Genomic DNA, 14,891 nt, shown 5'->3' with positions numbered 1-14,891 from the left:
GTTAGTCAGCCATTGTATCTCGGCTTGCGCCTCTGCGAAGCGTGAGAATATGCATCTCAGATGGACTCCCCCAGCGCAGGGGAAGATGGGCTGTGCCAAAACCACGGCTAATCAGCATTTTGGCTTCGGTTTTAGAACCGTCTTTTCTCGGAAGCACAAAATGACCTGCGTTATACACCTGATAGAATGGATCAACATGACGGTGGCCGACAAAAGGTAGCACTACCTGGCCTCCGTGCGTATGACCGGCCAGCACCAAATCCGCAGGAATCTCCGATTGCTGCGACAGCCATAACGGATCATGTACAAGAATGATTCTGCAGAGTGAAGCATCCGGGGCCGCTAGTGGTGTTAATGGTTGATAGGCCTTTTTACCCCCCTTCCGCGGAAAGTCCACACCTGTCAGCAGCAGTCTGCTCCCATTTTTTTCAATTGTGATGCTCTCGTCCTGTAACAAAATCGCTCCGCTCCCGCGTATGATGTTGTCCACCAGCGAAATATTCGCCCTGTAATCATGATTGCCATGCACAGCATAGACCGGTGCCAGTCCAGCCACCAGTGTCATATTATCGCAGAGACGGTTTAAGGAGCCGCCTTTTTCCGTCAGGTCCCCTCCAAGGAAAACGGCATCTACTTTCCCCTTCAGTGGATTTAGCAGCTTTATCGGAAGGCGCCTCCGGTGAATATCTGATATAAAAAGAATGCGGAAGCCTTCCAAAGCCTCCGGCAAAGCTTCAAGAAATATTTCCTCGGCAATAATCCGGTTTCTGAATGCTGCCACCAGCATCATAGCTATAAACACTGCAAGTAGCAGCATAATGATTGACAGAATGTCCAGCAGCAAGGAGGTTACCATAATGTATTCAAGTCCGGGGCTCCAATAAGTCCCCAATACAAAAGGAAAATCAGAAGAAGCAAAAATATTACAATTAGTGAATTGATGAACATTTTGCTAAAACGCAGCCGCTCCGACGGATAACTTTCCGCACGTGAAGGTGTAGAGCTTTCCTCATCCACTGGTCTTTCTTCCCGTTTCACTTTTTTTCCGGGTTGAGCTAAGGAGTGGCGGTTTTTTCTTGACAGGGTTCCCGCAACTGCTGCAGGAGAATCGTTAATGATTGGCGGGACTGATAAGGTCCGCGATCCAGTTCTCTTTCTGACAACAGCAGGCTGTTCAGCTTTATTTGGTTTCTTACGGGACTTCACCCGGCTAAGTTCCTCGCTCATGACTCCCTCCTGTAACGGATCACAAGACCCGAGAACACATCAATGATAAAGTGGCATAGAATGGGTGCCCAAAGTGTTCCTGTGTGTATGTATATATATCCCAGCCCGTAGCTGCTGAGGAATACCCACCCTGTTGGAATCCAGTGCCGCAAATAGCGCACATGAATTACGGCAAATAAAATACTTGTCCAATAAGGCCCCAATGAATGCTGAACTGCTCCCCGGAACAACAGCTCCTCGCAAACCGATACAATGGCTGCGATGACAAGGATATGCCACACTGGCCTTTTACCAAAGAGCAGCTCGTTAATTCCCCCATCATCCATGCTGTCTTCTGGAACAATATGGGTTAGCAAGAAGTCTACCACCAGCATAATTGCAGCCAGTCCAAGCCCCCAAAACACAAATTGTGCGTTTTCCGGAAAATTTAATATGTGAATGGGGTTTCTTTTCTGTAATAATATCCATATCAAACCGATAATTAAGGTAAGACCCTGTGTGATATACAAATTAACTAAAAGAAGCTTATCGGTTAACTGCTGAGGATCGGCTTTTTTAATCCTGATTTCGCCAAATTTGAATTTTTTCATTGTAACCTGCCTGTTCTATATTGTTTTTACATAAGATAATTTCCCTAGAAGAAGGAGCATTAATTATGAACAGCCGTACCTCCCGCACTCAAATGTTATACACACTAGGTTTTCTGCTTTTTCTGATATCCGCATTCGCCGCTTTTTTTACGGGAGTGAAGGTTGGGGCAGACAAAACAGAAGCCAAATACGAACACCTCAATAATAAAGATACCGCAGAGGAATACTCCGGCTCCTACCAGCAGCAGGATCTTGTTACGTTCTATCATAACGTATTTTTGCCCTATCGGGAATTCAAGCGCAATTGGAACAGCCAGCTGGACAACCTGGCACGCAGCACAGATGCGCGTGAGAATGCAGCAACCCTGAAGAATCTGAGCATTCTTGCAGACAAGCAGTATGACAAGGTCACTCAGGATTCGATCTTCACGGGCTCTCCTATGCTCTATGAATCCCAATTAAATATTTTGAAGAGCCTGACTTTGTTCTCCCAGGCCTCCAGTAAAGTCAATGCAGGTGCATCAGGGACTGAAACAGCCAAGGTGCTAAAAAGCGATAAATTCACAGCCAGTGCTGTAAAATTCGGATTGCTCGCTCAAAAAAACTTCTATGACTCCATGCTCAAATGGGGCTCAAAAGACAACAGCAAAATCCCTTCGGAAGCCGCTGAGCTAAAGACTCTCTCTTTTATCCAGTGGAAGAAAATGCCTCTCCTGCTTAAGAACGCATCCATAGCTGATATGATGTTGAACCGCTCCATCTATGCAGGCTATGACCCACAGGATATTACGGCCAAAATTGACGATATGATCTATTCTGGTACGGCTAGTTCACTGAATCTAAAGGATATTCAATCCGCCGTCACCCTGTTAATTTCCACAGGAGCGGTGCAGGAACAAGATTTCATGAAGTGGCGTGAACAGTATTACGGCAAGGAAACCATGCCACAGCTCCCGTTTTTTTATGAGTAGAACCAGCTATTGCATCATAACGAAAAATGAGAGCCACTTCAAGGCGGCTCATCTTCAACTAGACTATTGACACATCTGGCATTGCCATGTTACATTATGAAAAATTAATCAAGCAAAACCGATGATGGAACAAAGATTCTGCAAGTCTTCAGAGAGCCGGTGGGTGGTGTAAACCGGTGACGGACAGAACTCTTTAGCGCTCCTGAGATATTGTGTCGAACCTTACAGTAGGCACAATCGGATCATCTCCGTTACCAGTGTGGCCTTTGCGGGCCAATGAGGCTGCTTCTTCATACGTTGCAGTGAATTAGGGTGGTACCACGACAACTCTCGTCCCTTACTACGGCAGTAGTATGGGGTTGAGAGTTTTTTTGTTATTTAATTTCCAGTTCCAGGCCATTATATGGGCCCTCTTTTCAGGATTTTCCGGTCTGCTGCACACTCTTTCTTTTATGCGACAGCGCGTTCCCCCGTTATTCTGACATATTTTTCACTAGTTATTTTGGCTTCTGGTACTGTGGACTGCCTCTTCAGGGCATCCTTGGGCATATATAGCTTTCCAAATTTAAGGAGGACAAGAAACCATGTTTAAAGTACTAGTATCGGATCCGATCAGCGATTTGGGCATTCAGCAATTAATGGACGCAAGTGATGTAACTGTAGACAAAAAGACTGGACTTAGCGAAGACGAGCTTATCGCCATCATTGGCGAATATGATGGCCTGCTTGTACGCAGCCAGACAACTGTAACTGAGAAGATTATTGCTGCGGGCACCAACTTGAAGGTCATTGGCCGCGCTGGAGTCGGCGTTGACAATATCAAGCTTGAGGCTGCCACACAGCGTGGTGTCGTTGTTATCAACGCCCCGGACGGCAATACAATCACAACCTGCGAGCATGCTTTTGCTATGATGATGGCACTGGCCCGTCATATTCCGCAGGCTTACGCCAAAACGATCTCTGGTGTGTGGGACAAGAAAACATTCCTCGGGGTAGAGCTGCGCGGCAAAACGCTGGGTGTTCTCGGTATGGGCCGGATCGGGAGCGAAGTAGCCAAGCGTGCAAAAGCCTTTGGCATGAACATTCTTGCCTATGACCCCTTCCTGACCGCTGACCGTGCGGAAAAGCTGGAAGTGAAGCTGGCTTCAGTAGACGATATCGTACGCGGCGCGGATTTCATCACTGTGCATACTCCGCTCACTCCGGAAACCCGCCACATGATTTCTGGGCCGCAGTTCGAAGTCATGAAAAAAGGCATGCGTATCATCAACTGTGCACGTGGCGGTGTAATTGATGAAATGGCGCTGGTTGAAGCCATCAACAGCGGCATTGTTGCCGGAGCAGCCTTTGACGTATTCGAAAAGGAACCGCCGCAAGCTGATCATCCATTCCTCTCCCATCCCAAAATCATCGTAACGCCTCATCTTGGCGCTTCCACCGTAGAAGCCCAGGAGAATGTTGCTATAGATGTATCGGAGCAGGTGCTGCATATTCTGCGCAACGAGCCGTTCATTAACGCTGTGAACATCCCTCCTGTTGCTCCAAGTGTGATGAACAAGCTTCAGCCTTACTTCACACTCGGCGAAAAGCTGGGCAGCTTCGCAACACAGCTTACCGATGGCGCGATCAGAGAAATCCAAGTAGAATATGCCGGTGACCTATCCGATGTAGATACACAGCCACTGACCCGCTATATCGTCAAGGGCGTACTTTCCCGTCACTTTGGGACAGATGTGAATATCGTCAATTCGATGCATTTGGCCAAAACCCGTGATGTGAATGTAATTGTGACTAAGGCTTCCAAAACCAAGGGATTTACCAACCTTATCACCGTCACCCTGAAGGCAGATCCTGACGAAGAACGTCTGGTTGCGGGAACGCTGCTGCAGGGCTACGGAGAACGGATCGTGCAGGTCAACAAGTTCCCGGTCGATATTGCTCCGGAAGGCCATCAGATTGTAATTTCGCATAACGACAAACCGGGTATCATCGGTGCTGTCGGTACACTGCTTGGGGAGAACGATGTCAATATCGCCTCCATGCAGGTAGGACGTAAAATCGTTGGCGGCGCTGCGATCATGCTGCTCACCGTCGATAAGGCGGTTCCTCAAGCTGTTCTGGTGAAACTGGCAGGACTGCCGGAAATCAATACCGCGGAAGAAATTGTGTTACTGTAAAAAAGTAGCCCTGAACAAACGCTCTTTGGAGAGCAGGCATCCGCCTGCTGTTCCAATGAGCGTTTTTCTATATCGGGTGTCACATCCTCTGAGCCTGAAGCACTAGTGAAAAGTATCTTCTCCAAATTGAACAAAACCACCGTGCTATGTATGAAGAGATTCACACAAAATTCATGCCCGAAAGACCTATTTGAGCATTTTTATGTCAATTCTTACAATAGACCTCTCCCTCTGAAAACGCCTATAATATTACAATACACAACATTATTTTAGGGGGAACTTTTTATGATGGACTGGATGAACAAGCTTCCGTTAAAACAGAGAATTAGAGCCGGTTGTTACTTGGTTGCCGCTTTATTCGCTGTCCCTGTACTAATCACACTTGTAGTGATGGGCAAGATGATTATCGGCATTATAATGGTTGCGGTATTGGCTGCACTGACCTTCCCACTCGCACGCTTCATTGAGAGAACGCTTACATCTTCATTCGATGATATCTCCAACGTAACCCATACGATTGCCAAAGGTGACTTTACAACCCGGGCAGATGAGAACGGTTCCATGGGGGAAGTCAGCCGCTCCTTCAATACAATGATCGATAAGCTGAAGAAAATACTAACCGAAGCATCTCAGATTACCCGCCATGTCATGGATGCCAGCCGCGGAATCGAGGACAAAAATCAGAATCTGAAAGTCGTAATGGCCCAGGTCTCCTCTTCTTCCAATGAACTGGCTCTCGGCGCAAATGAAATCTCCGTGGACATCGCCGATATGACCGATTCCATCAAAGACATTGAAACCAAGGTTTCGAATTACACAAGCTCTACCAAAGAAATGAACAGACGTTCCATACATACGCTAGAATTAGTTGAGAAAGGCCGCCAATCCGTAGATACTCAAGCAGAAGGCATGCGCAAGAATATACAAGCTACCCAGAAGGTCGCCGACACGATTGAAGCACTATCACATAATGCCCGGGGGATCACGATGATCACCAAAACCATTACAGAAATCGCCGAGCAGACCAACCTGCTCTCACTCAATGCATCGATCGAAGCAGCACGCGCCGGTGAACATGGTCGTGGTTTCGCTGTTGTAGCCCAGGAAGTCCGCAAGCTTGCTGAGGAATCTACAGCCTCCACCAAAGAAGTATTCGGTCTGGTGCGCAGTATTGAGAACGATATCAAGGAAGCGATTGAGAATATTGCCATTAATGAGGAAGTCGTCCAAGTTCAAAATGAAATGATCATTGAAACCGCGAATATTTTCGCCCAGATTGTGCAAAGCGTTCAGTACATCACCGAGCAAATTGCTTCTTTCTCGTCTGAGAGTGACCTCATGTTGGAGAGCGCGTTAAAAATTTCTGGAGCTATCGAAAATATCTCTGCGATTACAGAAGAAACTGCGGCCGGAACCCAAGAGGTATCCGCAGCAATGAACGAACAAATAAATGCCCTGCAGTCTGTTGCTGAAGAAACAGAGAAAATGACGCAAGCAGTATTCCAACTCCAGAAAACGATCCATATTTTCAAATTTTAATCTCCATTTTCATAGACCGTTTCATATGAAGCGGTCTTTTTTTGTTCACAAAATAATCAATGTTATTTTATGAAAATTCAGTTTTTTGGCAGCAGCAAGTACCGTTATTTCTTTTGCACTTCTCTCCGCTATTTTTAATGGAAATAATAAAATGAATTCAATTGGATCTGAAGGGTGTTTCGTTCATTAGCCTTATTAATCCAGATAAAAAATGAGTACACCCCATTGTTCCAGTCTAATCATTCATTTCCATACAAAGGAATAGTTCAATATACCTGATATATTTCCGTTTCAATGTTTCTTCACAATTTGTATTATTAAGACTTTTTTGCATTAAATTTTTTTTGGATTCGCCCTGTTTTCCAACTCAACTGGACCATTTCTTGCAATTGACATTGTTCGTTAATTTCGTCAAAAACTGAGCTTTTCAGCACAAATATATTGACAAGAGAGGAGTTAGAAATATATTGTAAAGTAAAAATATGCATTTTTTCCAATACATCATAACGGCAAAATTCACCGAAAGGGAATGACGCAAAGCCATGGATCTACAGTCTCATTTTTATGGGACCATGACAGCCAGGTTGCTGAACAACCGAAGCTCTGGGGAAACCTCGTTCTATACGGTTATTCATTGCAGCCGACCTGTACTCTCGTGAGTGCAGGTTTTCTATTTCTGCTAAAAAAAAACATTGGGTGGGTGGATTATCTGAAAACAGTCGCAGATTATATGGCTGAGGCACTACGAAACCTCGGCGTAACACATTCCTTTGGTATCATCGGCAAGTCTATTTGTCCCGTAGTTCTTAAGATGGTCGATTACGGGATTGAATTTATTCCTGGCAGACATGAGTCCAGCTCCGGGTTCGAAGCAGCAGGCTATGCTCTCAAGACCGGCAGGCTGGGTGTAGCTTTTGGGACTTCAGGTCCAGGCGGAACCAATCTTCTTACTGCTGCAGCACATGCTAAAGCGAACAACCTGCCTGTGCTGTTCATTACAGGTCATCAATCTATTAAGGAGCTGGGAATTCCCCAGTGCCAGGATTCTTCGTCATATCTGGCTGACCTGGCGGACATGTTCAGACCGGCTACACTCTTCAGTAAACTGGTGGAGCGAGGTGATCATTTCAGCACCTTATTTAACCATGCTATTTCTATTGCTTTGGGCGGACAGCGCGGGCCGGTCCATTTATGTATCCCGTTTGATGTGCAGACGGAAATGCTGGAAGAATGCCGGATAGTGATTCCTGAGCGTGAACATCTCGTAAGCACTGCTAATTTCGAACGTGTGATTTCAGCTATTAATGCCTCCAGCCATCCTCTTATTATTGCCGGCAAAGGGGTTAACCGTTCTATTGCACACCAAGAGCTCATTCAGCTGGCTGAAACTTTTAACATCCCTGTCGTTACTTCACCGGGAGGAAAAGGTGCGATCCCTTGGGATCACCCGTTGTATCATGGACCAATTGGTGTTGGCGGCTGCAAGCATGGTGATGATTTATTGAACCGCAGTGATTTGTTCATTGTGCTTGGATCACGTCTGAGTGACATGACCATCTGCAATCTAAAGGCTGAAAATCACCCGAAAACACTTATCCAATTTGACGTAGACCCTACCTTCGTAGGTAAAATTTTATCTTCACAGACCATCGCTATAGGCGGGGATTTACGGGACAATTTGGCTTTTTATCTAAAGAATATAGGTACAGCTGCTATAAAGAAACATATAACAGAAACCGATGTTCATTATGCGGAAGAGTTGCCTGTTCTCTCCAAGCTGTCACTAGCTTCGGTCATGAGCACCTTGAGCGATTTGATTCCTTACAACAACACCGTTTTTGTAGATGACGGCAGCCATGGCTTCAACGCCGTGAAATGGTACAACGTGAAAAAACCGGGTAGTTTTGTCTTTGATGCTTATTTTGCCTGTATGGGCAACTCCATTGGCATGGCTATTGGGGCTAAGGTGGCTTCCCCTGAAGAAACCATTTTCTGCCTAACCGGAGATGGCTGCTTCATGATGCTTGGTGCTGAAATCAACACTGCAGTCTGCAAGAATATTCCGGTAATCTTTATCGTAGTGAACAACATGCAGCTGGATATGGCGCTTAAGGGGATGGAGAAAACCACAGGCAGAATTGACGGTACGATCTACGAGGTACCTATGGATGCCGTGAAATTCGCTGAGTCACTCGGAGCCACAGGCTACAAATGCGAAACCGCGGAGCAATTCAACGTTGCTGTACAAGCCGCAGTCGAGTCAAACCGTGTAGCTGTCATTGAATTGTTGACAGACCGTGACGAAGTGCCTCCAACGGCCCATAGGACGTTGAATCTCAACTAAGTAGCAGAGGTAAGAATCAAGCTTCACATGACCGGTCCTTGCCACTCATCAAAATTCAGGAGGCATCTTTGTGGAAAACACCAGTTACAGCGGTCTAAAGCATTTTACCAACCTGTCCGGCGACTATGGAGCCAAAGCACTAGCTCCAATCAAAGAGCATTTCCCCGAACTGGCCGAGTACATTATGGGCAACGCTTATGGGGATCTTTTTCAGCGCACAACAATTGGCTCCGATTGGAAAGAAATTGCTGTTATTTCATCTTTGATTACTATGGGACAATTTGAGCAGCTCGGGGTCCATTATGTGATGGCGCTCCGCGTCGGAATAACTGTAGAACAGATCAAAGGAATCTTATTGCATCTGGTGCCTTGTATCGGTGCTCCAAGAGTCATTTCAGCTTTTAATGTGCTGCTTGCAACGCTTGAGGAAATCCAATAAATTCTTCTTCAACAATTTTATACACAATTCGACTTTTTTCTTGCTTATTTGAGAAATATATGATTATATTAGAGGGAAAATATCCCAAAACTATAGTTTTTGTATCGAATCAAGGCGTAAAACCAAAAGTTATTTGGATATATTCTATGACTGAACAACAACGTACAGTCAACATTTCCGTTATACGTTTCACACATTTAATTTTGGGAGAGATGAGCACATGGGTAAATTTATTTTGAAAACCGATTCTGTTAACAAGGTCATTAATATTGAATTAGAAGGCACTTTCTCCAATGAGGATGGTCTCAAATCGATTCAAGCTTATCAGCAGACCGTTAACCCGATCACACCTTCAGAATATGCTCTGCAGATTGACTGCAGAAAACTAAATGTTACTGCTCCTGATGTTGTGCCTCTGCTGGAGGGCTGCTTCATCATGTTCAAAGCAGATGGTTTTGAAAAAGTAAGCCTGACTCTTGAAAATAACCCCATCCTTAAAATGCAGCTCGCGCGCCTCGGCCGCAAGGCTGGACTTGAAAACCTGGAGATCACTTCGACAGTTCAATCTTAAGTATTGTTTCAAGGCTCACCAGCCTGAATGATGGTTGAGAAGCAAGTTTTATACAAAACTTGAGGGCGGGAAGAATCGCTCATTAACTTTTAGGAGGATTACCATGGCCGGGATACGGATAAAGGACATTGATATCTATCATCCAAGCAAAAAGATTGGCAACGACTTTTTCATACAGCATTTTGACGAAAAAGGTATTGATATCCGTGGCCTCCTGGCTACTCTTGGCCGTAATAACCGCTATAGCATCGACAGCAATGAAGAGAATTCACTGACCATGGCTTTTGAGGCGGCAAGCAACGTACTGGACAAGACCGGGCTTACCGGGGCTGACATCGACCTGATTGCTTATGCCAGTCAGACTCCTGAATACATCTTCCCGACGAACTCACTTATGATTCATCGTTTAATCGGTGGCGCTTCCCACACCATTTGCATCGACAGTAATGCCAACTGTGCAGGTATGACCGCCTCGGTGGAACAGGTAAGCCGTCAGATGATGGCCAATCCAAGAATCCGTCGCGCGCTGGTGATCGGCTCAGACCACGTTGCTCCGCATGCGGATAAAAACGATCCTGTCTACTATGCCAACTTTGGAGATGCTGCCGCTGCCGTTATTCTGGAGCGGGATGAGAATTCGGTAGGCTTCATTGATTCTATTTACCAGACAGACACATGTGTCTATGGCAACTCGATGTTTCCTGTGGATGGCTTAGCCAACCTTGGACGTGGTGGTGTTGGTGCCGGAGAGTTCAATGTGAAGTTCATTCCATTTGATGACTCCATTTGTGTGGATGCAGCCTCGGAATCGATCAATACATTGCTGAGCAATAATGAGATTGCTCCCGAGTCAATCAAGGCCGCCTGTTTTTCACAGCTGTCCCTCCCAAATATTCTTGCCGTATCCGACAAAACAGGCATCGACACCGATGTAGCGGTCTATATCGGCGATGAATTCGGGTATACTTCGACAAGCAGTCCTTTTGTAGCCCTGCACAAAGCAGTGACTACTGGAATGATTGAACGCGGTGACAAAGTGCTCTTCTGGACCGTTGGCGCAGGCTGGCAAAATGTAGCTTTTGTAATGGAATACTAAACATTCATTCGCGCTTACCTCAAATGGCCCGCAAGCAGATAATCTGCTTGCGGGCCATTTTGCAATTATTCCATCTATAAGTTTACTGCTGTGCTAGCGATTCATCCTATACCCTTTAACGGTGACCTTCATGCTTCTCCCAGCCCATGGTTCGCGAAACAGCATCCTGCCAGGCATGGTAACGAAGCTCACGCTCTGCCGGCTCCATTGTAGGCGAGAATACCTTCTCAGCCTTATTAAAGCTCTCGAGCTGCTCCCGGGTCCAAATCCCTGACGTTAGTCCGGCAAGCAATGCTGCCCCCAGTGCGGTCGTCTCTGCATACATGGTACGTGTAACCTCGCTGCCGAGAATATCCGCTTGAAACTGCATGAGCAGATCGTTGCGCACTGCTCCGCCATCTACCCTCAGTCCGGTGAGCGGCATGCCTGCATCTTTTTCCATCGCACCGATGACATCTCTTGATTGAAAAGCAAGGGATTCCAGGGTAGCCCGCACCAGATGACCTGCTGTAGTTCCGCGTGTCAGGCCAAACACCGCTCCGCGGGCATACATGTCCCAGTAGGGTGCTCCCAGTCCTGTGAAGGCCGGTACTACTACTACACCCTCACTATCTTCCACTTCCCCCGCCTTTCCCTCTGAGTCTGCAGGACCTTCAATCAGCCCCAGGCCTTCATGCAGCCATTGCACTGCCGCTCCGGCTACGAACACACTGCCCTCAAGGGCATAATACAATTCATCTCCCATGCCCCAAGCCACTGTTGTCAGCAGTCCATGGCTGGAGGCTACCGCCTCAGTCCCGGTATTCATAAGGATAAAACAGCCGGTGCCGTATGTATTCTTGGCACTTCCGGCTTCAAGACAGGTATGCCCAAACAAGGCGGCCTGCTGATCTCCCAGCACCGAGCGAATTGGAATTTGGGCTCCAAACCATTTACTGCTTGCTGCTCCGAATTCCCCACCGGACATTCTAACTTCGGGTAGAATTGAACGCGGTATCCTAAGCTCGTCAATCAGCTGCTCATCCCATATCCGCTCATGCAGATTGTAGAGCATGGTGCGCGAGGCATTTGTCACATCCGTTGCATGCACAGCTCCTCCTGTGAGCTTCCAGATCAGCCAGGTGTCGATAGTTCCTCCCAGCAGTTCTCCTCGGTCCGCGCGCTCTCGCGCCCCAGGAACATGATCCAGAATCCAGGCCAGCTTGGTTGCTGAGAAGTAGGCATCCACTACAAGACCGGTCCTGGCAGCAATCACATCCGCTAGTCCGCGCCGTTTCAGTTCTTCACACTCCTCGGCCGTACGGCGGTCTTGCCAGACGATGGCCGGGTAGATAGGCTTCCCACTGGCCTTCTCCCAGATCAAAGCGGTTTCCCTCTGGTTGGTAATACCAATTGCAGATATCTCGTCAGCAGGCCTCCCGCTTCCTCTTATGGCCTCTCTGGCTGCCGCCAGTTGTGTCTCCCAGATTTGATTAGGATCATGCTCTACCCATCCCGGCCGGGGAAAAGACTGGCTAATCTCATATTGCCCCTGAGAGATCATCCCTGCTTCATAATCGAACAAGATCGCACGCGAGCTTGTAGTTCCTTGGTCTAATGATAAAATCATCTCTATAGGCCTCCTAAAACTGGCTTCGTAAGCATAGCGGTATGTTCCACGATGAACAAGATTAATGTGGTGGTTTCAACAAAAAGCACCTCTGCGGTCAGAGGCGCTGTCATTCATTGTCTTGGGTTTACTGTTTTTCGACAGGAAGCCGCAGAATGAACTCGGTTCCTTCGCCCAGCCTGCTGGAAGCCGTGATGGTTCCGCGATGCGACTCAACGATATTTTTGACAATAGCGAGTCCAAGCCCGGTTCCCCCGGTTTCTCCCCGCACTCGGGCTTTGTCCGCTTTGTAGAAGCGTTCAAATATAAATGGAAGATCCTCCGGAGGAATACCTACTCCTTCATCGCGGATTGCAATCTCCAGATAACGGCGTCCCTCTAATACAGCAGAGCCCGTTAGAACCCTGATGTGTTTATCCGCAGGTGTATGCCGAAACGCATTGTCCAGCAGATTGGTCAGCACCTGCTCCAGCTTGTCTTCGTCAGCCGCTTTGAGAAGCGGTGTGTCGTTTCCGAAGTTCAGGTCGAGGTGGATTCCCCGCTCCTTGGCCCGAACAGAAAATTTGCGGTACACCCGTTCCAGAAGGGCCTCCATATCTACCGGGACCTTCATCATATCGGTGTGTCCGGCTTCCATGCGTGCAAGATCAAGCAGATCCTTCACCAGCCGGCCCATCCGCAGTGACTCGTCATGAATAACTTGAACCAGCTCACTGCTCTCTTCAGGAGAAGAGGCCATGCCGTCCAGCAAAGCTTCACTGTAGCCCTGCATCATCGATAGAGGAGTACGGATCTCGTGTGAAACATTAGCAACGAAGTCGCGGCGCATCTTCTCAAGCTTCACCTCTTCAGTCACATCACGCAATACAGCCACTACTCCGCGAATGGCGTCGTCCGAGTATAGCGGAGCCATGTGAACTGACCAGACTCCCTGACGTACATGCACCTGAGAGCGTTGGTCCCCACCCTGACTCAGTGTACTGAAGAACAAGGGCCGTAAGGGAGGTGGTACTGCACTGTCAATCACCTCTTGCGGATAGAGCTCGGATTCACTCTCCTGCTCCCAGCTCAGATCACTCCACGTCTCCAGCAGAGCCTGGCCATGCGGGTTGGTCAATATGATCTGCCCCTCGACATCAAAGGTGAGCACTGCATCGCTCATGCTGCGCAGAACACTGGACAGATGTCCCTTCTCATGATTCAGGCTGCGGATATTTTCTTCCAGTTCTTCCGCCATATGATTGAAGGAGGTAGCCAACTGGCCGATTTCGTCACTGGTCACCAGTGTGAGTCTCGTCCCGTATTCGCCCTTGCGAATGTTATTCGCCGCTTCAATGACCTGCTGCATCGGCTGTGTGATCTTGGTGAACAGGAACAAGGCAAAAAACGTCGTTAAGGAAAACCCTATCATACAGACATAAGTGAACAAGCGTTTGATCGCCCCGGAATTGGCGAAGTTGCTGTCGATATAGGGCAGCAGGAACAACCCCAGTGTGATAAGCACGACAGCAACCAGACAGATGATCGTGATCCACAGCTTCCCGACAAGACTTCTCCAGAATTTCACTTATTTGGGCACCTCTAACTTATAGCCTACTCCCCATACCGTGGTAATCATCGCTGCCGATTCCGGTGATACTTTATTGAGCTTCTCACGAAGTCTTTTGACATGTGTATCCACTGTTCGCAAATCCCCGAAGAATTCATAATTCCACACATCCTTCAGCAGCTCTTCGCGCGAGAACACCTTGTCCGGTGAAATAGCCAAATAATGCAGCAGCTCGTACTCTTTCGGAGTCAGGCTTACTTCCTGGCCGCCGGCGGTTACCCGGTGTGCATCATGTTCAATGATAAGATGGGGAAATACGATATTGTTGCTGGAATTGCTTTCTTTGGACAAAAAGGCTGTCGCAGAAGAGCGGCGCATAATCGCTTTTACCCGGTAGATCACTTCACGGGGACTAAAAGGCTTGACGACATAATCGTCCGCACCCATCTCGAAGCCTTGCACCCGGTTGATCTCCTCACCTTTGGCTGTAAGCATCAGAACGGGTGTCGATTTGACCCCTCTGAGCCTCGTCAGCACTTCAATGCCATCGATTCCCGGCAACATCACATCCAGCAGAATCAGGCCGTAGTCATTGGCCGTTGCTTTGCGAAGTGCGATTTCCCCGTCTTCAGCTTCATCAATTTCGTAACCTTCTTTTTCAAGATACATCTTAAGCAGGCGGCGAATGCGCTCCTCGTCATCCACCACCAGTATTCTGTTCAAATGCTCTGCCATTTCACAACAACCCCTTCATCAATTACAGTACAACGTTACTCTCA

General features: G+C 47.6%; 13 protein-coding genes, 1 riboswitch and 1 other annotated feature. Of the genes, 7 read left to right on the top strand and 6 right to left on the bottom strand.

Translation table 11 applies throughout. The annotated features are described in order from the left end of the window. Position 1: 1 nt before the first annotated feature. From A3844_RS12370 to A3844_RS12360, 3 genes are read right to left on the bottom strand one after another with little or no spacing between them, the layout of a single operon-like run. Entirely contained in the window at positions 2-856 is an 855-nt protein-coding gene (locus A3844_RS12370) for a metallophosphoesterase (RefSeq protein ID WP_074087595.1), read from the bottom strand. Continuing rightward, a complete protein-coding gene (locus A3844_RS12365) occupies positions 850-1,206 on the bottom strand; it encodes a hypothetical protein (RefSeq protein WP_143192072.1) in 357 nt (118 codons plus the stop codon). The genes A3844_RS12370 and A3844_RS12365 overlap by 7 nt, the downstream gene beginning before the upstream one ends. A 17-nt stretch (positions 1,207-1,223) precedes the next feature. Continuing rightward, positions 1,224-1,817 carry a CPBP family intramembrane glutamic endopeptidase gene (locus A3844_RS12360; RefSeq protein WP_074107542.1) on the bottom strand — a complete coding sequence of 198 codons (594 nt, stop codon included), beginning with the start codon at positions 1,815-1,817 and terminating at the stop codon, positions 1,224-1,226. A gap of 65 nt (positions 1,818-1,882) precedes the next feature. On the opposite strand from A3844_RS12360, the gene A3844_RS12355 reads away from it, so the two are divergent. The 7 genes from A3844_RS12355 to A3844_RS12325 all read left to right on the top strand — a co-directional run bounded on the left by A3844_RS12355 (position 1,883) and on the right by A3844_RS12325 (position 10,954). After that, positions 1,883-2,788 carry a hypothetical protein gene (locus A3844_RS12355; RefSeq protein ID WP_074087592.1) on the top strand — a complete coding sequence of 302 codons (906 nt, stop codon included), beginning with the start codon at positions 1,883-1,885 and terminating at the stop codon, positions 2,786-2,788. Between the two features lie 112 nt (positions 2,789-2,900). Then, positions 2,901-3,129: a binding site (T-box leader), on the top strand. Between the two features lie 243 nt (positions 3,130-3,372). After that, positions 3,373-4,965, top strand: coding sequence for a phosphoglycerate dehydrogenase (serA, locus tag A3844_RS12350; protein WP_074087591.1), 1,593 nt, complete (start codon positions 3,373-3,375; stop codon positions 4,963-4,965). A 288-nt stretch (positions 4,966-5,253) separates the two neighbouring features. Then, positions 5,254-6,504, top strand: a complete 1,251-nt coding sequence (locus A3844_RS12345; RefSeq protein WP_074102594.1) for a methyl-accepting chemotaxis protein — start codon at positions 5,254-5,256, stop codon at positions 6,502-6,504. A 498-nt stretch (positions 6,505-7,002) separates the two neighbouring features. Then, positions 7,003-7,096: riboswitch (cyclic di-GMP riboswitch) on the top strand. A 108-nt stretch (positions 7,097-7,204) separates the two neighbouring features. Next, on the top strand, positions 7,205-8,848 hold the full coding sequence (locus A3844_RS12340) for a thiamine pyrophosphate-binding protein (RefSeq protein WP_083606835.1): 1,644 nt from the start codon (positions 7,205-7,207) through the stop codon (positions 8,846-8,848). A gap of 70 nt (positions 8,849-8,918) precedes the next feature. Further along, a complete protein-coding gene (locus A3844_RS12335) occupies positions 8,919-9,287 on the top strand; it encodes a carboxymuconolactone decarboxylase family protein (protein ID WP_074087590.1) in 369 nt (122 codons plus the stop codon). Between the two features lie 220 nt (positions 9,288-9,507). Next, entirely contained in the window at positions 9,508-9,858 is a 351-nt protein-coding gene (locus A3844_RS12330; protein ID WP_074102591.1) for a hypothetical protein, read from the top strand. Between the two features lie 103 nt (positions 9,859-9,961). Further along, complete coding sequence (locus tag A3844_RS12325) at positions 9,962-10,954, top strand: 3-oxoacyl-[acyl-carrier-protein] synthase III C-terminal domain-containing protein (protein WP_074102592.1); 993 nt, start codon at positions 9,962-9,964, stop codon at positions 10,952-10,954. 115 nt (positions 10,955-11,069) lie between these two features. Here the strand turns inward: A3844_RS12325 and glpK are convergent, their stop codons facing one another. From glpK to A3844_RS12310, 3 genes are all read right to left on the bottom strand, one after another. After that, positions 11,070-12,563: a glycerol kinase GlpK gene (gene glpK / locus A3844_RS12320; RefSeq protein WP_074102976.1), complete on the bottom strand. Its 1,494-nt coding sequence runs from the start codon at positions 12,561-12,563 to the stop codon at positions 11,070-11,072. Between the two features lie 127 nt (positions 12,564-12,690). Further along, on the bottom strand, positions 12,691-14,130 hold the full coding sequence (locus tag A3844_RS12315; RefSeq protein WP_074087586.1) for a HAMP domain-containing sensor histidine kinase: 1,440 nt from the start codon (positions 14,128-14,130) through the stop codon (positions 12,691-12,693). After that, the gene (locus A3844_RS12310) at positions 14,131-14,847 is read right to left on the bottom strand and encodes a response regulator transcription factor (protein ID WP_020427515.1); all 717 of its coding nucleotides are present in this window, start codon (positions 14,845-14,847) and stop codon (positions 14,131-14,133) included. It abuts the gene before it with no gap. Positions 14,848-14,891 lie beyond the last annotated feature (44 nt).

Origin of the sequence: Paenibacillus helianthi, from assembly GCF_001909055.1 — a bacterium.
GTDB classification, from domain to species: Bacteria; Bacillota; Bacilli; order Paenibacillales; family Paenibacillaceae; genus Paenibacillus_AQ; species Paenibacillus_AQ helianthi.
This window is presented reverse-complemented; position numbering and strand designations above follow the sequence as displayed.